28 protein-coding genes and 1 pseudogene are annotated in these 14,511 nt (G+C 28.9%); 14 read left to right on the top strand and 15 right to left on the bottom strand.

Features of this window, described 5'->3' with window-relative positions; translation table 11 throughout:
- The first annotated feature begins 904 nt into the window (after nt 1-904).
- The 3 genes from ACTF45_RS06415 (at nt 905) to ACTF45_RS06405 (ending at nt 2,734) form a co-directional block, all read left to right on the top strand.
- Nucleotides 905-2,107, top strand: coding sequence for an LptF/LptG family permease (locus ACTF45_RS06415; protein WP_288348387.1), 1,203 nt, complete (start codon nt 905-907; stop codon nt 2,105-2,107).
- A 56-nt stretch (nt 2,108-2,163) separates the two neighbouring features.
- Nucleotides 2,164-2,448 (top strand): DUF3764 family protein, encoded by a 285-nt coding sequence (locus tag ACTF45_RS06410; protein ID WP_438949595.1) that lies wholly within the window; start codon nt 2,164-2,166, stop codon nt 2,446-2,448.
- 88 nt (nt 2,449-2,536) lie between these two features.
- Entirely contained in the window at nt 2,537-2,734 is a 198-nt protein-coding gene (locus ACTF45_RS06405; protein WP_288348384.1) for a DUF2839 family protein, read from the top strand.
- A 56-nt stretch (nt 2,735-2,790) separates the two neighbouring features.
- On the opposite strand, the gene ACTF45_RS06400 is transcribed toward ACTF45_RS06405, so the two are convergent.
- Complete coding sequence (locus tag ACTF45_RS06400; RefSeq protein ID WP_438949594.1) at nt 2,791-3,372, bottom strand: DUF1543 domain-containing protein; 582 nt, start codon at nt 3,370-3,372, stop codon at nt 2,791-2,793.
- 95 nt (nt 3,373-3,467) lie between these two features.
- On the opposite strand from ACTF45_RS06400, the gene ACTF45_RS06395 reads away from it, so the two are divergent.
- On the top strand, nt 3,468-4,100 hold the full coding sequence (locus tag ACTF45_RS06395; RefSeq protein ID WP_438949593.1) for a 2OG-Fe(II) oxygenase: 633 nt from the start codon (nt 3,468-3,470) through the stop codon (nt 4,098-4,100).
- A gap of 112 nt (nt 4,101-4,212) precedes the next feature.
- Here the strand turns inward: ACTF45_RS06395 and ACTF45_RS06390 are convergent, their stop codons facing one another.
- The 3 genes from ACTF45_RS06390 to ACTF45_RS06380 form a co-directional block, all read right to left on the bottom strand.
- The gene (locus ACTF45_RS06390) at nt 4,213-4,353 is read right to left on the bottom strand and encodes a hypothetical protein (protein WP_438949592.1); all 141 of its coding nucleotides are present in this window, start codon (nt 4,351-4,353) and stop codon (nt 4,213-4,215) included.
- 195 nt (nt 4,354-4,548) lie between these two features.
- A complete protein-coding gene (locus ACTF45_RS06385; protein WP_438949591.1) occupies nt 4,549-4,734 on the bottom strand; it encodes a hypothetical protein in 186 nt (61 codons plus the stop codon).
- A gap of 415 nt (nt 4,735-5,149) precedes the next feature.
- A complete protein-coding gene (locus tag ACTF45_RS06380) occupies nt 5,150-5,257 on the bottom strand; it encodes a high light inducible protein (RefSeq protein ID WP_438949640.1) in 108 nt (35 codons plus the stop codon).
- 307 nt (nt 5,258-5,564) lie between these two features.
- On the opposite strand from ACTF45_RS06380, the gene ACTF45_RS06375 reads away from it, so the two are divergent.
- Both ACTF45_RS06375 and ACTF45_RS06370 read left to right on the top strand, forming a co-directional pair.
- Nucleotides 5,565-5,789 (top strand): hypothetical protein, encoded by a 225-nt coding sequence (locus tag ACTF45_RS06375; RefSeq protein ID WP_438949590.1) that lies wholly within the window; start codon nt 5,565-5,567, stop codon nt 5,787-5,789.
- 83 nt (nt 5,790-5,872) lie between these two features.
- On the top strand, nt 5,873-6,166 hold the full coding sequence (locus tag ACTF45_RS06370; protein WP_438949589.1) for a heat-labile enterotoxin alpha chain: 294 nt from the start codon (nt 5,873-5,875) through the stop codon (nt 6,164-6,166).
- Nucleotides 6,167-6,231: 65 nt separating this feature from the next.
- On the opposite strand, the gene ACTF45_RS06365 is transcribed toward ACTF45_RS06370, so the two are convergent.
- Both ACTF45_RS06365 and ACTF45_RS06360 read right to left on the bottom strand, forming a co-directional pair.
- A complete protein-coding gene (locus ACTF45_RS06365) occupies nt 6,232-6,585 on the bottom strand; it encodes a carbon storage regulator CsrA (protein ID WP_438949588.1) in 354 nt (117 codons plus the stop codon).
- A gap of 180 nt (nt 6,586-6,765) precedes the next feature.
- On the bottom strand, nt 6,766-7,266 hold the full coding sequence (locus ACTF45_RS06360) for a ribose ABC transporter ATP-binding protein (protein WP_438949587.1): 501 nt from the start codon (nt 7,264-7,266) through the stop codon (nt 6,766-6,768).
- A 340-nt stretch (nt 7,267-7,606) separates the two neighbouring features.
- Between ACTF45_RS06360 and ACTF45_RS06355 the strand changes: the two genes are divergently transcribed.
- Both ACTF45_RS06355 and ACTF45_RS06350 read left to right on the top strand, forming a co-directional pair.
- Nucleotides 7,607-7,738: a hypothetical protein gene (locus ACTF45_RS06355; protein WP_438949586.1), complete on the top strand. Its 132-nt coding sequence runs from the start codon at nt 7,607-7,609 to the stop codon at nt 7,736-7,738.
- Nucleotides 7,731-7,994: a DUF1651 domain-containing protein gene (locus ACTF45_RS06350; protein ID WP_438949585.1), complete on the top strand. Its 264-nt coding sequence runs from the start codon at nt 7,731-7,733 to the stop codon at nt 7,992-7,994. The genes ACTF45_RS06355 and ACTF45_RS06350 overlap by 8 nt, the downstream gene beginning before the upstream one ends.
- Nucleotides 7,995-8,165: 171 nt before the next feature.
- On the opposite strand, the gene ACTF45_RS06345 is transcribed toward ACTF45_RS06350, so the two are convergent.
- The 7 genes and pseudogenes from ACTF45_RS06345 to ACTF45_RS06315 form a co-directional block, all read right to left on the bottom strand.
- Nucleotides 8,166-8,291 (bottom strand): hypothetical protein, encoded by a 126-nt coding sequence (locus ACTF45_RS06345; RefSeq protein WP_438949584.1) that lies wholly within the window; start codon nt 8,289-8,291, stop codon nt 8,166-8,168.
- Between the two features lie 235 nt (nt 8,292-8,526).
- The gene (locus ACTF45_RS06340; protein WP_438949583.1) at nt 8,527-8,901 is read right to left on the bottom strand and encodes a hypothetical protein; all 375 of its coding nucleotides are present in this window, start codon (nt 8,899-8,901) and stop codon (nt 8,527-8,529) included.
- Nucleotides 8,902-9,155: 254 nt separating this feature from the next.
- On the bottom strand, nt 9,156-9,335 hold the full coding sequence (locus ACTF45_RS06335; RefSeq protein WP_438949639.1) for a hypothetical protein: 180 nt from the start codon (nt 9,333-9,335) through the stop codon (nt 9,156-9,158).
- Nucleotides 9,336-9,433: 98 nt separating this feature from the next.
- Nucleotides 9,434-9,544: pseudogene (locus ACTF45_RS06330) on the bottom strand (chlorophyll a/b-binding protein); the annotation flags it as partial.
- A 48-nt stretch (nt 9,545-9,592) separates the two neighbouring features.
- Nucleotides 9,593-9,853, bottom strand: coding sequence for a chlorophyll a/b-binding protein (locus ACTF45_RS06325; RefSeq protein ID WP_438949582.1), 261 nt, complete (start codon nt 9,851-9,853; stop codon nt 9,593-9,595).
- A complete protein-coding gene (locus ACTF45_RS06320; protein ID WP_011132451.1) occupies nt 9,853-10,062 on the bottom strand; it encodes a high light inducible protein in 210 nt (69 codons plus the stop codon). Before ACTF45_RS06320 ends, ACTF45_RS06325 begins: the two co-directional genes overlap by 1 nt.
- Entirely contained in the window at nt 10,062-10,169 is a 108-nt protein-coding gene (locus ACTF45_RS06315) for a high light inducible protein (RefSeq protein WP_011132452.1), read from the bottom strand. The genes ACTF45_RS06320 and ACTF45_RS06315 overlap by 1 nt, the downstream gene beginning before the upstream one ends.
- A gap of 259 nt (nt 10,170-10,428) precedes the next feature.
- Between ACTF45_RS06315 and ACTF45_RS06310 the strand changes: the two genes are divergently transcribed.
- The 4 genes from ACTF45_RS06310 (at nt 10,429) to ACTF45_RS06295 (ending at nt 11,555) form a co-directional block, all read left to right on the top strand.
- Nucleotides 10,429-10,560 (top strand): hypothetical protein, encoded by a 132-nt coding sequence (locus ACTF45_RS06310; RefSeq protein WP_438949581.1) that lies wholly within the window; start codon nt 10,429-10,431, stop codon nt 10,558-10,560.
- 38 nt (nt 10,561-10,598) lie between these two features.
- Nucleotides 10,599-10,778 carry a chorismate-binding protein gene (locus ACTF45_RS06305; RefSeq protein WP_438949580.1) on the top strand — a complete coding sequence of 60 codons (180 nt, stop codon included), beginning with the start codon at nt 10,599-10,601 and terminating at the stop codon, nt 10,776-10,778.
- A 228-nt stretch (nt 10,779-11,006) separates the two neighbouring features.
- Nucleotides 11,007-11,294 (top strand): DUF3764 family protein, encoded by a 288-nt coding sequence (locus tag ACTF45_RS06300; RefSeq protein WP_438949579.1) that lies wholly within the window; start codon nt 11,007-11,009, stop codon nt 11,292-11,294.
- A gap of 21 nt (nt 11,295-11,315) precedes the next feature.
- Nucleotides 11,316-11,555, top strand: coding sequence for a hypothetical protein (locus ACTF45_RS06295; protein ID WP_438949578.1), 240 nt, complete (start codon nt 11,316-11,318; stop codon nt 11,553-11,555).
- A 32-nt stretch (nt 11,556-11,587) separates the two neighbouring features.
- On the opposite strand, the gene ACTF45_RS06290 is transcribed toward ACTF45_RS06295, so the two are convergent.
- Nucleotides 11,588-11,770, bottom strand: a complete 183-nt coding sequence (locus ACTF45_RS06290; protein WP_438949577.1) for a hypothetical protein — start codon at nt 11,768-11,770, stop codon at nt 11,588-11,590.
- 69 nt (nt 11,771-11,839) lie between these two features.
- On the bottom strand, nt 11,840-12,157 hold the full coding sequence (locus tag ACTF45_RS06285) for a hypothetical protein (RefSeq protein WP_438949576.1): 318 nt from the start codon (nt 12,155-12,157) through the stop codon (nt 11,840-11,842).
- 221 nt (nt 12,158-12,378) lie between these two features.
- Between ACTF45_RS06285 and ACTF45_RS06280 the strand changes: the two genes are divergently transcribed.
- Nucleotides 12,379-14,187 carry a PhoX family protein gene (locus tag ACTF45_RS06280; protein ID WP_438949575.1) on the top strand — a complete coding sequence of 603 codons (1,809 nt, stop codon included), beginning with the start codon at nt 12,379-12,381 and terminating at the stop codon, nt 14,185-14,187.
- A 31-nt stretch (nt 14,188-14,218) separates the two neighbouring features.
- Nucleotides 14,219-14,482, top strand: a complete 264-nt coding sequence (locus ACTF45_RS06275) for a TatA/E family twin arginine-targeting protein translocase (RefSeq protein WP_438949574.1) — start codon at nt 14,219-14,221, stop codon at nt 14,480-14,482.
- The last annotated feature ends 29 nt before the right edge of the window (nt 14,483-14,511 follow it).

The following is a 14,511-nucleotide window of genomic DNA, read 5'->3' as shown; positions in this document are numbered from 1 at the left end:
TCTAGTGCAAACCAGCTTGAGTATTTATACTCACAGTAAGTAATTTTACTTACTATAATAAGAAGAAGCATTTAGGAAGTGCTTAGCTGGTTAAGCTCAGTCAATCTGAATTTAACTTTATCGTCATGAGAGTTTGCTAGTAGGGATACAAGCAAGCTCTTTTAAATTTTTTTTGCAAATAATACTCAGTTTGTAAAATAACAAATCAACAGTTTTTTGGTTTTAAATAAAAAAGGTTTAGATAAGACATTGATTAGCACTTAAGAAAAAGTTGTTGAATAAGACCTTGTACATCAGGATTTAATTTTTTTTAGAAACTTTCCTGTCAAGACAAAATAATCTTGCTAAAAAAGGATATAGATTAAATTCAATATGTCCTTAGATTTCATTCTTATTCCTTTTTGTATAATTGCTATTTTATGGCTATTTAATAGAGAGAACAAAATCTACCGCAATAATAAAAAGGCTCGATAAAAACGAATCTAAAATCCAAAAATTTAAGCTTGATATTTAATATTTATGTAATTGTTTTGGTATTTTTTATTTAATACGTTTCCTTATTTTATAGAATTTCAATTACTGAGAAAAATTTAAGCATTCAATTTATTACTAATTAACTTATCCCAATAAACTTTTGAACGACTTATTTGTTCCAATTTTTTTCTGCAATGAATACAATTGCAATTTTTTGCTAATGCTTTGGAAGTCATTACTTCGTTTTTTTTTATAAAACAAATATATAAATTAATTGCAATAGCAAATATTCTTATCCTGTAAATTTACCAATAAAAAAGATTGAAAAGAAAAATATTTTTCATAGAAAGAAAAGAGTAAAGATGGTCTCAACTTGATTAGTATTTTATAATCTTAAAAACTATTGAAAACTTAATCAAATAAATTTCTTTTGCAAATTTCAATCCAATCAACTATTAAAAAATTTATCCGCCAAGTTTGTTTACCATGGAATTCTATTCCATTAATAGATAGATGGTTAATAGCGCAAATATTACCTCCAATGTTATTTGCTATCTCTGCTTTTACCGTTATTTCATTATCAGTGGGAGTAATGTTTGATCTAATAAGAAAAATAGTTGAATTTGGATTACCTTTATTTTTAGCTATAAAAGTTCTTTTTTTTAGCCTTCCAAATTTTCTAGTTTTGTCGTTCCCGATGGCAGTTTTATTGTCTACATTATTAGCTTACGGTAAATTATCAGCCAATTCCGAATTATTAGCATTGAAATCTTTAGGAATAAAAACTTCAAGAATTATCGCTCCTGCTATTGCAGTTTCTATATTAATGACAGGCTTAACTTTTTATTTCAACGATAACTTGGTACCTGCAAGTAATAAGTTAGCAGAATCTACTTTAAGAGCTGGTATTGGAAGTTCTTTTAGCAGTGAAGAAGGGAAAGGTAATATTATGTTCTCTAGATATGGTTCAAGAATAGAATCGGCAACAAATAAGCCCACAAAGATTAATACATTCCTCACTCATATTTTCTATGCATCATGGTTCGAAAATAACATTATGCAGGGAGTTACAGTTTTGGATTTTTCCAGACAAGATATACAGCAAATCTTAAAAGCAAAAAGTGCGGTATTTGATAAGGAAAACTCCTCCTGGATATTTTCAGATGGTAGTATTGTTTCTGTTGACCAAGGCGGCCAAACTACTAATATTCAATTTAAAAAATATAGTTATCCATTTGTAGAAGGTCCCTTAGATTTAGCAAGAGTCCCAAAAGATGCTACCGAAATGTCTCTTAAGCAAGCATTAGAAGCTGAAAGAATATATAAAGAGACAGGAAACTTAAAAGAAATAAGAAGAATTCAAGTTCGCATCCAAGAAAAATTTACTTTGCCTTTCGCATGCTTAGTATTCGGATTAATTGGAAGTAGTCTAGGATCAAAATCCAATTTAAGATCTTCCAAAAGTCAGGGATTTGGATTAAGCGTTATTCTAATATTAGTTTATTATGTGATGTCGTTTGTATTCAGTTCATTTGGAGTAAAGGGAGTGCTAAGTCCAATAATTGCAACTTGGCTACCTGTTTTAATTTCTATGGGTGGTGGAATTTATTTCTTAAGAAAGGCTAGTTTATAAATTTTGATTGATTGACAGCTGGTTTAAAATAATAGTTATTTATCTTCTAATATTTTATGACTATTGAAACAACTGTTTTCACCTTTCAAATTTCAAATACATTTGAAGAGTGGGCGAAAATTTTTGATAGTCCAGAGATAGATGAATTTCATAAAACTGTAGGATTAACACCGCTTTATAGAGGGAAAGGTTTGACAGATTCTAAAGAAGTAATTGTTATTCATCAAGCCGAAGAAGGAGTCGCTAAACATATATTTTCTGATCCAGAAACAATAAAGAATATTGAAGCTGGAGGTCATATTTATAGCACTACAAAAATCACAAGTTGGTTATCAGATTAACTGAAAAGGAATTCAAATAAGCAATACATTAAATAACTCTCACATTTGAAAATTAAATTTTAAAATTAACTTATAAGCAAGAAAAAAAATGGGTGAAGCAAAAAGAAGGGAAGTATTAGGTATCCCTCCAAGAAAAATAATAGATATAAAAAAATCAGATAGGTATATCTCCTGGCTTCCTATTACCAAGACAAGAATTAAAAAATATCCTTATATGGGTGTAGCAACTATGGCCTTAGGTGCAATTATATTCTTAGTAAGTGGTGGATTTAACACTATTAATTAATAGTTAATAATTTTAGTTTTGATTTTTTAAAGACTTTTTAATTTAAATATTTAAAATTACTTTTTATCAATTCTCATATATCCATACCAATCAGGGATAACTTTTTCTTCTACAAAACCACCATTCGGTATTAATTCTATTTCCCAATTTTTTATATTTTTTATAACCTCACAATCATCGACATCATTAAAGTTTTTAACAGCAGAAATATCATCTTTATGTCTTTTTTTGCAGTCAATAAGCCATTTTGATTTTGCTTTATTTTTAGCCTCTGAGGGACAAGAAGCCACAATAAGACCAAATTCATGTTTTTCTTGCATAGAGGTTGGATCGTATCCTCCAATATTTACAAACCATAATTTTTTATTGGGGATTTTCTCTTTTTTAAATATCTTATTTTTTGGTTCATTATTCTCTTTATTTCTAAGATTTATTTTATAACCATCAATTGAATCAATTTTTTTATAACTATCTATATGTAAGCCATTATCAGCTCCAAACCAATCATTTCTTAATTGATCAAAGGTGTCCTCAATCTTTGAACCTATAACCCACCTCACGTCATGAAGTTCGATATTTGCTTTAGGAGATCTACCTCCAACCACAACTAAAAAAAGAAATTTTTCATGAGACTCCATTTTTTTATCTTAAATAGAAAGCTAACTAAAATAAAGGGTTATCTGAAAGATATGATAAAAGGATTATTTACAATACATCAATACTAATACTTGTTATGGAACTAATTGGGAGATATAAAAATTCAGGATTTGAAGCAGTAGCTGATGGTATTATTTCTTTCTTTGATCGCCGCAAAGAATTACATACTAACGGGATTGCTTTTGGACAAAGTACCTCTTTGAATTCTGATCCATATAAAGTTTCCACTGATATTAGTCTTGTATCAATGGATAGATCAGATCCAGAAGCATTTGCAATGTCTGAAGTCATAATTAGAGGAGTTAATGCAGGACTAAAAAAATATCTTGAGGATCACCCACTAATAAAAGAATGCTGCCCAGAACAAACTTTATTTGTTAACCCAATATTTAATTTACAACGTTATGCACCAGGAGAGGGATTTAAGAAATGGCATTGTGATTGGACTATTAGTAATGAAGCTACAGAGCCTGTAAATAGAGTCTTAGCTTGGATTCTTTATTGTAATGATATTAATTCTGGTGGAACTGAATTTCATTGGCAGAATCATCATGAAATAGCTGAGAAGGGGAAACTTATTATTTTCCCAGCAGGTATATCTCACATACATCGTGGAAGAGTGAATAATGAAGATGTTAAAACTATTGCAACTGGTTGGATTAATGCTGGCAAACTTGAAGACTATATTTCACGCTTAGCTAACTCCTAAAATATTAATTATTTTTTAAGCCCTTAAAAAAGTAAAATTTAAAGACTTTTTTCAAGCTCGATAAGTTTTTAAAGAACTAATTTATATTGATTGAATTACTTTATAAAAATTTTTAGTTAAACCAACCTTTTTTCTTGGCTTTAACTTCAGGAACTGTATTTATCTTTTTTTCATCTGTTCTGCCTTTTATAATCATTAAAGGTACAATTCCCCACAACCCGAAAAATAATATCCAGAATAAGTAAACGTTCATAGTTAAAAATCAAAATTTTTTATATTCTAAATATATTTTATATTTGTCTGTGGTTTTCTTTTTATACTTCTCTTTGGGATATATAATGTGATTCAGTTTATTATTTTAAGTTTAAAATTTGAGACAATATCTCAATACAAAAAGAATAGCTAAAACAATAAAACTAAAGGTGATCTTTCTAGATTCATAATTATCTCAAAATTTTTGTTGGATTCTGACTACAGAACGTGGATGATCATGAATATAAGAATTAAATTCTCGGGCAAGCATTAGGCAATCGTATGAATCGCGGGCATAGAATCCTACTTGATATGTCTTCTTTAATGAATCTTTATAACTCAAAACATATTTTTTACAGGATTTAATTGGAGTTGAAGGCATTTGAATCTTAACTACTACTTCTATGTTCTAACTAGGAAATAATTTATTATGCTTTTAAATAATGTACGGTTTGAGTAACATTTATATACGGATAAAGGCTCAAGAATTGATTTTTACAATGATTAAGTTTTTAAGACATATTATAGAAATTATTCACTTTCTCAAATTTATCTCTTAAAAATAATAAGCTTATATTTAGTAGTTGGAAATTATTTAACATCCAAAATTTAATCTTTTTCCTTCTTTTGTATTCATTAAGTTATTTAATAGATTACTAATATGGATAACAACTTTACTTTGACTATTTTAATTAATAGTATTTTATATCCAAAATTTACCCATAATTTTTCAATCAAATATATAAATAAAAAGGGGCTTGATAAGCCCCCATAATTTTTCCTAAAGTAATTTGTAATTAGAAAATACCTGGAACAATTTGACCAGTAAAGTAGTAAGCTCCAACAAGAGCTAACATACCAAGCATTGCAGCTTTACCGTTAAACTTTTCAGCTTTTTCGGTCATAAATTTTTTGACGAATTCCATAGTTTAGTAAGAAGAATTTATAAACATAAACTAATTAGTTTAGACTTGCACTTGATGTAGTGTTTCCTACCAAAATTAATCTTTTTAAAAGAACTTAATTATTTTTTAATTTAATGGTTAATTTACTATTAAAACTAATCATATCTTTACAAGAGAGAGAGAAAAAATAATCCTGAGAAGCCTATTAATATAGATAACTACCAAATCATTCATAAAAATTTAACAATCATCACATTGTCTTAATTAAGACGGAATGAATAGAATAAAACTAAGTATAAATAACTAAATGCCAGAAAGGACACAATTAAATATTAATATCAATCGAGACTTATTAAAAAACCTCAAAAAAATAGCATTAGAAAATAATAGAAAGTTAGTTGAATTGATTAATGAAATCCTAACTAATTATATTCACGACATAAAAAATGATCAAACAAAATATAGGAGTATTTTAGACGAATTAGATGAAGTCAAAAATAGAATATCAGTTTTAGAAAATTCAAAAAAATAAATTTTTTTTTGTTTAGTAAGTACAATTTTAAAATAAAAATTTATACTAAAAATAATAAAATATATTCAAAATCTATTCCTGATATGAAACTCATATTTCTTATTTCGATTTTTTTTATTTCAATACCAGTTTTTGCAAATGATCTACAAAGAGAAATAGAGTACGAGGCTATTAATCTTGTTATTCAAAAATATGGGAAAGGTTTATCAAATAGATTAAAAGGAACTGGTTTGAACCCAAGCTATCGAAGTTGGTATGAGAATGAATGTTTTGTTAGTGTTGCCGTTGGAACTTACCAAGAATACAATTGGTCAGCCATGAAATGGTTTAGTGTTAATACCTGTTCTGATTATGCTGAAATACTAGAAGCTGATTAACAATTAATTCTCTTACTAATTACAATTCTGAATCCACTAAAAAGTAAATATGCCACTGATAAATATTAAAAAAGCCTCTTAAATTCCTTTTTTATGAATTTATATTCTGAATTAATCTCATTTAGTAAACCATCTACTTCATCTTTCAAATCTTTAAATTCATTAATTACTTTTTTACTTTTCGAATAAAAGATTGATTCAAAAGTTCCAGGATTTATCTTCTCAATCCAATATCCCGAAAAACAATAAAGCTTATTAGGAATAAGTTTTATCATGCGAGAATCCTTAGAAGTTTTATATTGATCAATCATCTTATTTATTAAACGCCCTCTAGTTTTACTAATCCCAAATTTTGCAATATCTTTCGAAATTGACTTAACTTTCAGGGATACATTTTTCCTTTTTTGTATTGAATTCATTGAAAGAATTTTTTCAAGAGAATAACAATAATTAAATAGCTTTGTATTTTCTTTTTTCGTAGGATAGATAATGCCAATTAAAGTAAATAGTAAAAAAGAAGATAAAATTAGGTTTTTAAACATTTTCAATTCAATATCTTTTAAAGTTTATATTAGAAATTTAATAAAGTTATGGCATCATTAATCAATTACCTTTTCTGTTTTTTTAAACATCTGTAAATAGTACTGAGGATAAGCATCTGTCAAAATTTCAAGTCTTTCTTCCGTCATCTCCATTCCTTCAGGCAACTTGACCAAATTAGGAATTGCTTCTTTAATAGCTTTTCTACAAAAATTTATTCTACTAATTATTTCTATTCTAATTTCACTTTTTATTGATCCATCTTTTGCGAAAATATTATTTATGTCCAAATTATTTCCATCTAAAAGTGCAATTAAAACCTCATCTGTTTTTCTTAAGGCAGCTTTATTATCATTGCCCTTATTAATTTCGAAGCTATAAATACAACCTCCCATAGAAAGAACTCTAGCTAGACATTTATCCTTTCCTATCTCATTACATGGAAGTTTAAATGACTGTTCTATTTTTTTTAATTCATAGCCAGTCTCTCCTTCAGGGAAGCCAGCGTAAGCATGAATAGGAAATATTAAGACAAAAATAAAGACAAGAATTTTATTCAAACTAGAGCTCCTAAAAATTCATATTTTATAAACATCTTTTACCTCTACCATCCCCTTTAATTAGTTTCTTGAATTTCAGCATTATCTATTTTTTTTAGCTCTAATATTTTTCAAATCTTATTTATACTCTCAAATATCATATTACTATTTTAATTCTATAATCTTCTTAAACATAAAAAACAACATCCAAATCATTTTTTATATTCAGAGGACGATTTAAGATTTTAACGCGAACTTTAATAAAAAAATTTTTAATTAATTTTTGATCTAAACTAGAAGATATCAAACACTATTTTGATATAGGATTATTTTATTTTTCTTAAAAAATTGGCAAAAGAAAATGAAACAGGAAATTAATTTTAGAATTTTAGAAACTATAGAGGCGTGTAAGAGTATCCATGCCTTGAAGCAAGAGAAAGAAAATCATATATCAATAAAAGAACTAATAATCCTAGAGGAAATTTATGGATAAAGACTCTAGAAAGGTAACAGAGGAAGCATGGTTAATATGCCCTAACTGGACAGAAGTAAGACGTTTTACAAAGAATAAAAATAATAAAGATAAGTTTTTCGAATATATATTTGTTGATAGTGGAATTATTATTGGAGTATTAGGTTCTAAACCCCCACTTATGAAAACAAGAAAAGAAATTAAAATAGAAGCTGCTCGCAAAGAGTACCAACAATTAATCACTTCAGGTTGGCAAGTAACTATTCCAAAATGGTAAGTAAAAAGAATTTTTTAATATTGTGGGAATCACCTAATTATTCTTTCTGATCAATAATTTTTTTTACAAATTAAATACTATATTTAACTAATTTTAAAAGAGCTGTATTTAGGCCTACCGCCTACCAATAACTAATAATCTATTTATTTCTTGAGCTTTTAATTAAATTATCTATTTTTCGGAATTACTTAATGCTTTTTCAAATGTAGAAAATAAGGTATATAAACTATTTAATGCGATCAACCAAATCACTAATGACATTCCATGATGAGTTAATTTAATTGTTCTTTGAGTCATAATTAGATTTCCTTAAAACTATGGTTGGCTTCAGCTGCATCCCTACAACTGTCTCATGACAACCATGTTTTAATCCTAGGTAAGCTATCCAACTTTATAAGTAGATATACTTACCTCTTTCCGTACCTTGTCGTTCCTTAAACCGTACATCATGACGATCATGATGAGATAAATCATCATCATCACTTGGTCTCGCAGGGTCATTTTTTACTGCAAAGAGTGACTTATACTCTAACTACTTTGTCTTAGAAAGTAATAAAAGCCAACCAGAGATTATTGCAAAAGCCATTATCGAAGAAAAAATATTATTCCATTGAGCAGTATCTGTTAGATATCTTTCTATCCAAAAAGGGATTAATAATACAACAAAATACCAATAAATTAGAGAAAGAAGTCCAAACAATAAAGCTAAAAGAATATAAAAAGGTAATATATAAAAAAATCTTTTTCTTTCAATTTTTGAATATTGTCCTATTCCTATTTTTCCCCAATAACCTCCATTTAATTGAAGAAAAAACTTTAAGAATACTCCGTAAATTGTTATAAAAAACTTAGCAAATCCCAGCAATGGTTTAAAAATTGCCTTTATTAAATGCGAGAATAATTTCACAAGTATTTTTAACTATATAAATTAAGGATACTACCTAAAATTTTTCTTATATGAAAACAAAATAGAATCAAGACAATGGTTCTGGCAAAGTGTCTAAAAATTAAATTATTAAAAAAACAACTCCCAAGAAAAGAATTGGATTTCTAACGTCGGAAGTTAATATCTTTTTTTACTTTTTTTTAGAGACTAATCAATATAAAAGCCTGCTTATATCCCTAAAAGCAAGCTCTTATGACGATTTAATTTTTATATATTTATGCCGGCAATCTACAATCAAGTTCTATTTTTCCCTCGTCCATAAGGCGACCAATTTTTAAAACTAGTGCCATATCTAATCTTGCGAAATTTGACTGGTGATTTGTAATCCAATCTAATTCTGATAAAGTTATTACCCCAGTAGTATTAACTTTGAGGAAGAGTAATCCTAAATTCATCATGCTATTAATTAGTTGCTTTTTTTCCTTTAGCAATCATCAGTACTGGTACTAAAAGATATGCAAAGAATGAGATTAAGAAAATATCTAAATTCATTTTAAAAAATCCCAGGTATGATCCAGCCAAAAAGACCGTAATTAACTACTAATGCAAAAAAGCCCATCATTGCCATTCTTCCATTAGTTCTTTCTGCATTTTGCCAGTAGCTAGGTTTTGAGTTTTCCATTTTTTTGTTTTATTTATTTGAAGTTTGTATTTAAACGAAACCTGGAATGATTTGACCTGTAGTTAGATATGCACCAACTGCAGCTATAAGTCCGATCATGGCAAATCTACCGTTTAGAGTTTCTGCAACAACTTTTTCCTTCTCGATTGTTTTAGTTTTTGTGTTTGAGTTTTTCATTGGATTTTTGTTTGAGTAAATTAAATTTTCTTCTTGAAATTGTTTAGTTAGGGAAGCAACGAGTAAGGCAGTTAGAGATACAATTAAAATCAAAAAAACTGCTAGTGGACTCATTAAAAAATACCTGGAATGATTTGACCTGTTGTTACGTATGCACCTAATAATGCTACGAAGCCAATCATCGCCCAACGACCGTTAACTTTTTCTGCATTTTGAGGGTAGCCGTCATAAGAAACTGACTCATCTATGTAAGGACGAGTTTCTGATGGAAACATGTTTTGTCTTCCGCCGGACTCAGTTGTTGTGTATGAAGAATTTGACATTAGAAAAAACCAGGAATTATTTGACCAGTTGTTACGTATGCGCCAACAGCTGCTACGAAACCAAGCATTGCTGCTAAGCCGTTAAATCTTTCTGCGTCAGGTGTCATAATTAAAAATTGATTATGTAAACAAATATAACACAACTATTAATAAATGTAAAGAAACTGAACTCAATTAACGTGTAAACAATATTTTCTATACAGTTTTGATACATTAATGTACAAAAAGTCAGTAAACTTATCTATTTATTATTAACAAGTAGGATTTTGATAAAGAATAAACAATTATTTATGAAACTTTTTAGGTATGGAATAGGATTTTATTAGTGGGATACTTGAATCAATCCAAAATCAAATCTTTTAGATAATGAAAGATAAAGTAAATAAAGAAAAGGCTATTGATGAAATAGTAAAAATAATTCAGGATTTTCAATACAATGATGAACTTAGTGAGAAATACAAAAGAGAAATTTTAGACCAGGATAAGATATATGATTGACAGTTGATCTAAAATAAATAGTAGTTAGTTCCTTTTTAATGGCTAAATTTTCTTCTCAAGAAATAGAAAGTCAATACAATTTAATCAAAATGCTTCTATCTGATCCCGAAAAGTATAAGGATGCTATAAATGCAATTAAAAAAGATATTTCTTATATGCCAAAAGAACTAAAGAACAAACTTGAAGAGGAAAATATTACTTTTCTTTCTGATAATTAATAACCACCAGAACAGAAACGAATAAAATCAGCTGTTGGCGAATCAGTAGCTTTCATTTCTTCAACGCATTCATTAAAGAAATTTGATTCTTTTTTTATCAGCCAATTTTTTTATACAAAAATGTTACTTTCAAAACTAGATTAATATCTAATTAAGTGCCTTAACCTTTACTTAATAATGTCTTAATTGACATTCCATCTAGAATAAAATCAATTAGTTTTTTTTTCAATGTCTAGCTCAGTTACATCTATTTTTACTTTTAAAATTGAAAGTACTTTCGATGAATGGGTAGCAATATTTGACAGTGCGGACGCTGATAAAAGACATTCTGAATTTGATATTAAGCCCCTTTTTAGAGGTGTAAGCAAGAAAGATCCTCAAAAAGTTATTGTTATTCATCAGGCTCCAGAAGGTAATGTTCAAAAGTTTGTTGAAGCTAATGGTGATTGGATGGCAACGCATAGAGTTGACCTTTCAACTATGGAAGAGTCTTCTTGGACTTATTCACAATCATAAAAAACTTGTTGAGATTAAGAAATGAAACGTCTAATTTCCTACATCCCTTTAATCATTTTCATTTGGGGTTGTTCCAAGACTTCAATGCCAGATTCAATCTCAATTTCAGAAACCCAAAGACAGAGAGAAGTTTGTCTAGATTGGTATGGCTACAGAATTGATACCAAGAAAGCAATTAATGATTTAAATCTCAAAATTGAAACCGAATCAGAATTGATGACTTATTGTGATTTCTTTAAGAATGTAGCTGATACAAAATAGTATAGATTCGATATCTGCAATATATTTTTGATTTATTTTATTTCTAACTTCTCTGCCTTCCTTAATATTTGATTCTTCAAAAAAACAAGCGCGTCTAATTTTTCTTCTTTTTCTTCAATATTTACAAATTTCATTTCTGCAATTTCAATAATTGCTTTATTAACATTTTTAAGCTGTTTCTTAATAATTCTTTTTGGGGTTTTAATTGATTCCATTGAAATTATCATTTTCTTTATATTCCCTTTATTTTCTTAAAATGCAATTCCCTCACTCCAAAAAATCTTTTAATTATTCAATTTATAATTTGTTTTTATAGTTTTTATTATTGAATCTTGTGGTTCTTCACTTGGAAAACAATTAATAATTCTATATTTTCCGCCTTTCTTATCAGTCTCTACAACTTTAAATTCTACATACTTACCTATTCCATCTATTAAATCCTTAACTTCTGTATTAATTATCTCTTCATTTTCATTTTCGATAATACGAGATTTACCACCGCAACTAATTAATGCATTTTCTTTGGTAACAAAAAAATCTTTATCATTACTGCATGAGTACAGAAAAGATAAAGAAAATACTATTAAAAGAAGTTTTTTCATAGTCAAAAGTTTTTATACATAATTAACTTATAGGGGAATTTTATTAAGTAGAAGTTAAACATCTTTTGATTAAATAATTAAAAAAATTTGAATGTCAATAAATTATTAAAAAAATTTTAGCTACGTATCTTTATTTACTAATGCATATCAAAATTTATACATTACTTAAATTCAATTTAACCCTAGAGAACAATTTTTAAATTAGTTATCACTTTTATGTTGTGGCTGATTTTAATGATGTTGTTTCAAGAAGAAAATTTTTGCAAGGTTCATTTGCTTTAGGCTCTGGAGCATTTATAGCTGCGACAATTGGTCCTGCGAAAGCAACAAGTTTCTTAAGTGGTTTTAATGGTATAAGTTTTAATCCTGTGCCAGCTAATGGTAAAGATACAATTACTCTTCCAAAAGGATTTAGTTGGCATAAAGTTGCATCATGGGGTGATCCATTATGGAGCGGATTTGATGATTTTGATCAAATAACACGAGGAACAGGAGAATCTCAGGAAGGGTCTTTTGGGGATAATAATGATGGCATGAGCCTCTTTGATATTGAGGGGAAATCAATTCTTGCAGTCAATAATGAATATTGCAATAGGAAAATAATTTATGGAAATAGAGCTAGCGGATTACCAGAAACATCTGATGACGTACGCAAAGGAATTGCTTCGCATGGAGTTTCTATTTTTGAAATAGAAAAGAAATTAGGAAAATGGAAAATAAAAAAAGATTCACTTTACAACAGAAAAATTACAGGTGATACCAAAATAGCTTTAGATGGACCAGCGGCTGGGTTCTATTTAATGAAAACTGATGAGGATCTAACCGGAAAAGTTGCAAAAGGTACTTTCAATAATTGTGGGAACGGCAGAACTCCATGGGGAACTTATCTAGCTTGCGAGGAAAATTTTCATGGTTACTTTTCTTCACCTTCCAATCCATCCGCCTCTATTCCCCCAGAACAAGCAAGATATGGTCTAAAGACAAAAGACAAAGGGTATAACTGGGTTATGAATCAAGATAGATTTGATTTAGTTAAGAATCCAAACGAAGTTAATAGGCACGGATACATAACTGAAATTGACCCTTCAAAGCCACAATCAATGCCAAGGAAACATACTGCAATGGGTAGGTTTAAGCATGAGAATTGTGAAGTATCTATTTCTAAAAATGGACAAGTTGTTGCTTATATGGGAGATGATGAACGAGGTGAGCATCTATATAAGTTCGTATCCAAAGGAAAATATAAAAAAGGTGCTTCTTCTAACTACGATTTATTAACTGAGGGAGATTTATTTGTTGCTGTTTTTAATGATGATGGAACAGGTAAATGGATAAATTTAAAAGAATCTGGAATGAGTGAGCCTGAAATCGCAATTTTCACACGACTCGCAGCTACTAAAGTTGGAGCTACAACTATGGATAGACCTGAGTGGGTCGCTGTTAATCCCAAAAAAGTAGAAGCATACTGTGCCTTAACCAATAACAAAAATAGAGGAGTTAAAGATAATCAACCAATTAACGCAGTAAATCCAAGAGAAAATAATCCTTACGGACAGATAGTTAGATGGACACCTAGCAATTCAGATCATGCATCAGGAGATTTCAAATGGGATCTTTTTGTAATGGCTGGAAATCCTGAAACAGCAGAAGGATTATACAAAGGTTCAGAAAATATAAACAAAGATAATATGTTTAATTCGCCTGATGGGATCGCCTTTGACTCTAAAGGCAATTTGTGGATTCAGACAGATGGTAAATATAGTAATTCTGGAAAATTTGCAGGAATGGGAAATAATCAAATGCTTTGTGCAAATCCAAGGACAGGAGAAATTAGTAGATTTCTTGTTGGTCCCAAGGAATGTGAAATTACTGGCATAACTTGGAGTTCTGATAAGAAGACAATGTTTGTAGGTGTACAACATCCTGGAGAAAAAAATCCAGATAGTTGTCATTTCCCTGATGGAGGTAATAGCGTTCCAAGGTCTACAGTTATTGCCATCACAAGAAATAATGGAAGAGCAATTGGATAATGTATAAAAACAAAACAATTAGGCAGAAAACATGAATATATTTGGTGTTGGAATTCCAGAAATTGCTGTAATTTTTGTTTTAGCTCTTTTAATATTTGGACCTAAAAAGCTACCAGAACTAGGACGTTCAATTGGAAAAACATTGAAAAGCTTGCAACAAGCTTCTGGAGAGTTTCAAAAAGAAATTGAGAAGGCAGTTAAAGAAACTGACGAAGAAGTAATAAATGATGGTTCTGAAGTTTTTTCAGAAAATAGTTTAATAACTGCCAATATTGATGAAGATGATGACGATTAAAGTCAATTAAATCGTTTTTTTAAGATATA

The organism is Prochlorococcus sp., from assembly GCF_965655815.1.
Taxonomy (GTDB): domain Bacteria; phylum Cyanobacteriota; class Cyanobacteriia; order PCC-6307; family Cyanobiaceae; genus Prochlorococcus_A; species Prochlorococcus_A pastoris.
Note: the sequence above shows the minus strand (reverse complement) of the source record. Positions and strands in the feature narration are given on the sequence as shown.

Coding starts and splice junctions, on each gene's coding strand:
- ACTF45_RS06410 (WP_438949595.1), top strand. CDS start 2,164: ATGACTATTGAAACAACTGTTTTCACCTTTCAAATTTCAAATACATTT.
- ACTF45_RS06405 (WP_288348384.1), top strand. CDS start 2,537: ATGGGTGAAGCAAAAAGAAGGGAAGTATTAGGTATCCCTCCAAGAAAA.
- ACTF45_RS06400 (WP_438949594.1), bottom strand. CDS start 3,372: ATGGAGTCTCATGAAAAATTTCTTTTTTTAGTTGTGGTTGGAGGTAGA.
- ACTF45_RS06395 (WP_438949593.1), top strand. CDS start 3,468: ATGGAACTAATTGGGAGATATAAAAATTCAGGATTTGAAGCAGTAGCT.
- ACTF45_RS06390 (WP_438949592.1), bottom strand. CDS start 4,353: ATGAACGTTTACTTATTCTGGATATTATTTTTCGGGTTGTGGGGAATT.
- ACTF45_RS06385 (WP_438949591.1), bottom strand. CDS start 4,734: ATGCCTTCAACTCCAATTAAATCCTGTAAAAAATATGTTTTGAGTTAT.
- ACTF45_RS06380 (WP_438949640.1), bottom strand. CDS start 5,257: ATGACCGAAAAAGCTGAAAAGTTTAACGGTAAAGCTGCAATGCTTGGT.
- ACTF45_RS06375 (WP_438949590.1), top strand. CDS start 5,565: ATGCCAGAAAGGACACAATTAAATATTAATATCAATCGAGACTTATTA.
- ACTF45_RS06370 (WP_438949589.1), top strand. CDS start 5,873: ATGAAACTCATATTTCTTATTTCGATTTTTTTTATTTCAATACCAGTT.
- ACTF45_RS06365 (WP_438949588.1), bottom strand. CDS start 6,585: ATGAATTCAATACAAAAAAGGAAAAATGTATCCCTGAAAGTTAAGTCA.
- ACTF45_RS06355 (WP_438949586.1), top strand. CDS start 7,607: ATGAAACAGGAAATTAATTTTAGAATTTTAGAAACTATAGAGGCGTGT.
- ACTF45_RS06350 (WP_438949585.1), top strand. CDS start 7,731: ATGGATAAAGACTCTAGAAAGGTAACAGAGGAAGCATGGTTAATATGC.
- ACTF45_RS06345 (WP_438949584.1), bottom strand. CDS start 8,291: ATGACTCAAAGAACAATTAAATTAACTCATCATGGAATGTCATTAGTG.
- ACTF45_RS06335 (WP_438949639.1), bottom strand. CDS start 9,335: ATGAATTTAGGATTACTCTTCCTCAAAGTTAATACTACTGGGGTAATA.
- ACTF45_RS06325 (WP_438949582.1), bottom strand. CDS start 9,853: ATGAGTCCACTAGCAGTTTTTTTGATTTTAATTGTATCTCTAACTGCC.
- ACTF45_RS06320 (WP_011132451.1), bottom strand. CDS start 10,062: ATGTCAAATTCTTCATACACAACAACTGAGTCCGGCGGAAGACAAAAC.
- ACTF45_RS06315 (WP_011132452.1), bottom strand. CDS start 10,169: ATGACACCTGACGCAGAAAGATTTAACGGCTTAGCAGCAATGCTTGGT.
- ACTF45_RS06310 (WP_438949581.1), top strand. CDS start 10,429: ATGAAAGATAAAGTAAATAAAGAAAAGGCTATTGATGAAATAGTAAAA.
- ACTF45_RS06305 (WP_438949580.1), top strand. CDS start 10,599: ATGGCTAAATTTTCTTCTCAAGAAATAGAAAGTCAATACAATTTAATC.
- ACTF45_RS06300 (WP_438949579.1), top strand. CDS start 11,007: ATGTCTAGCTCAGTTACATCTATTTTTACTTTTAAAATTGAAAGTACT.
- ACTF45_RS06295 (WP_438949578.1), top strand. CDS start 11,316: ATGAAACGTCTAATTTCCTACATCCCTTTAATCATTTTCATTTGGGGT.
- ACTF45_RS06290 (WP_438949577.1), bottom strand. CDS start 11,770: ATGGAATCAATTAAAACCCCAAAAAGAATTATTAAGAAACAGCTTAAA.
- ACTF45_RS06285 (WP_438949576.1), bottom strand. CDS start 12,157: ATGAAAAAACTTCTTTTAATAGTATTTTCTTTATCTTTTCTGTACTCA.
- ACTF45_RS06275 (WP_438949574.1), top strand. CDS start 14,219: ATGAATATATTTGGTGTTGGAATTCCAGAAATTGCTGTAATTTTTGTT.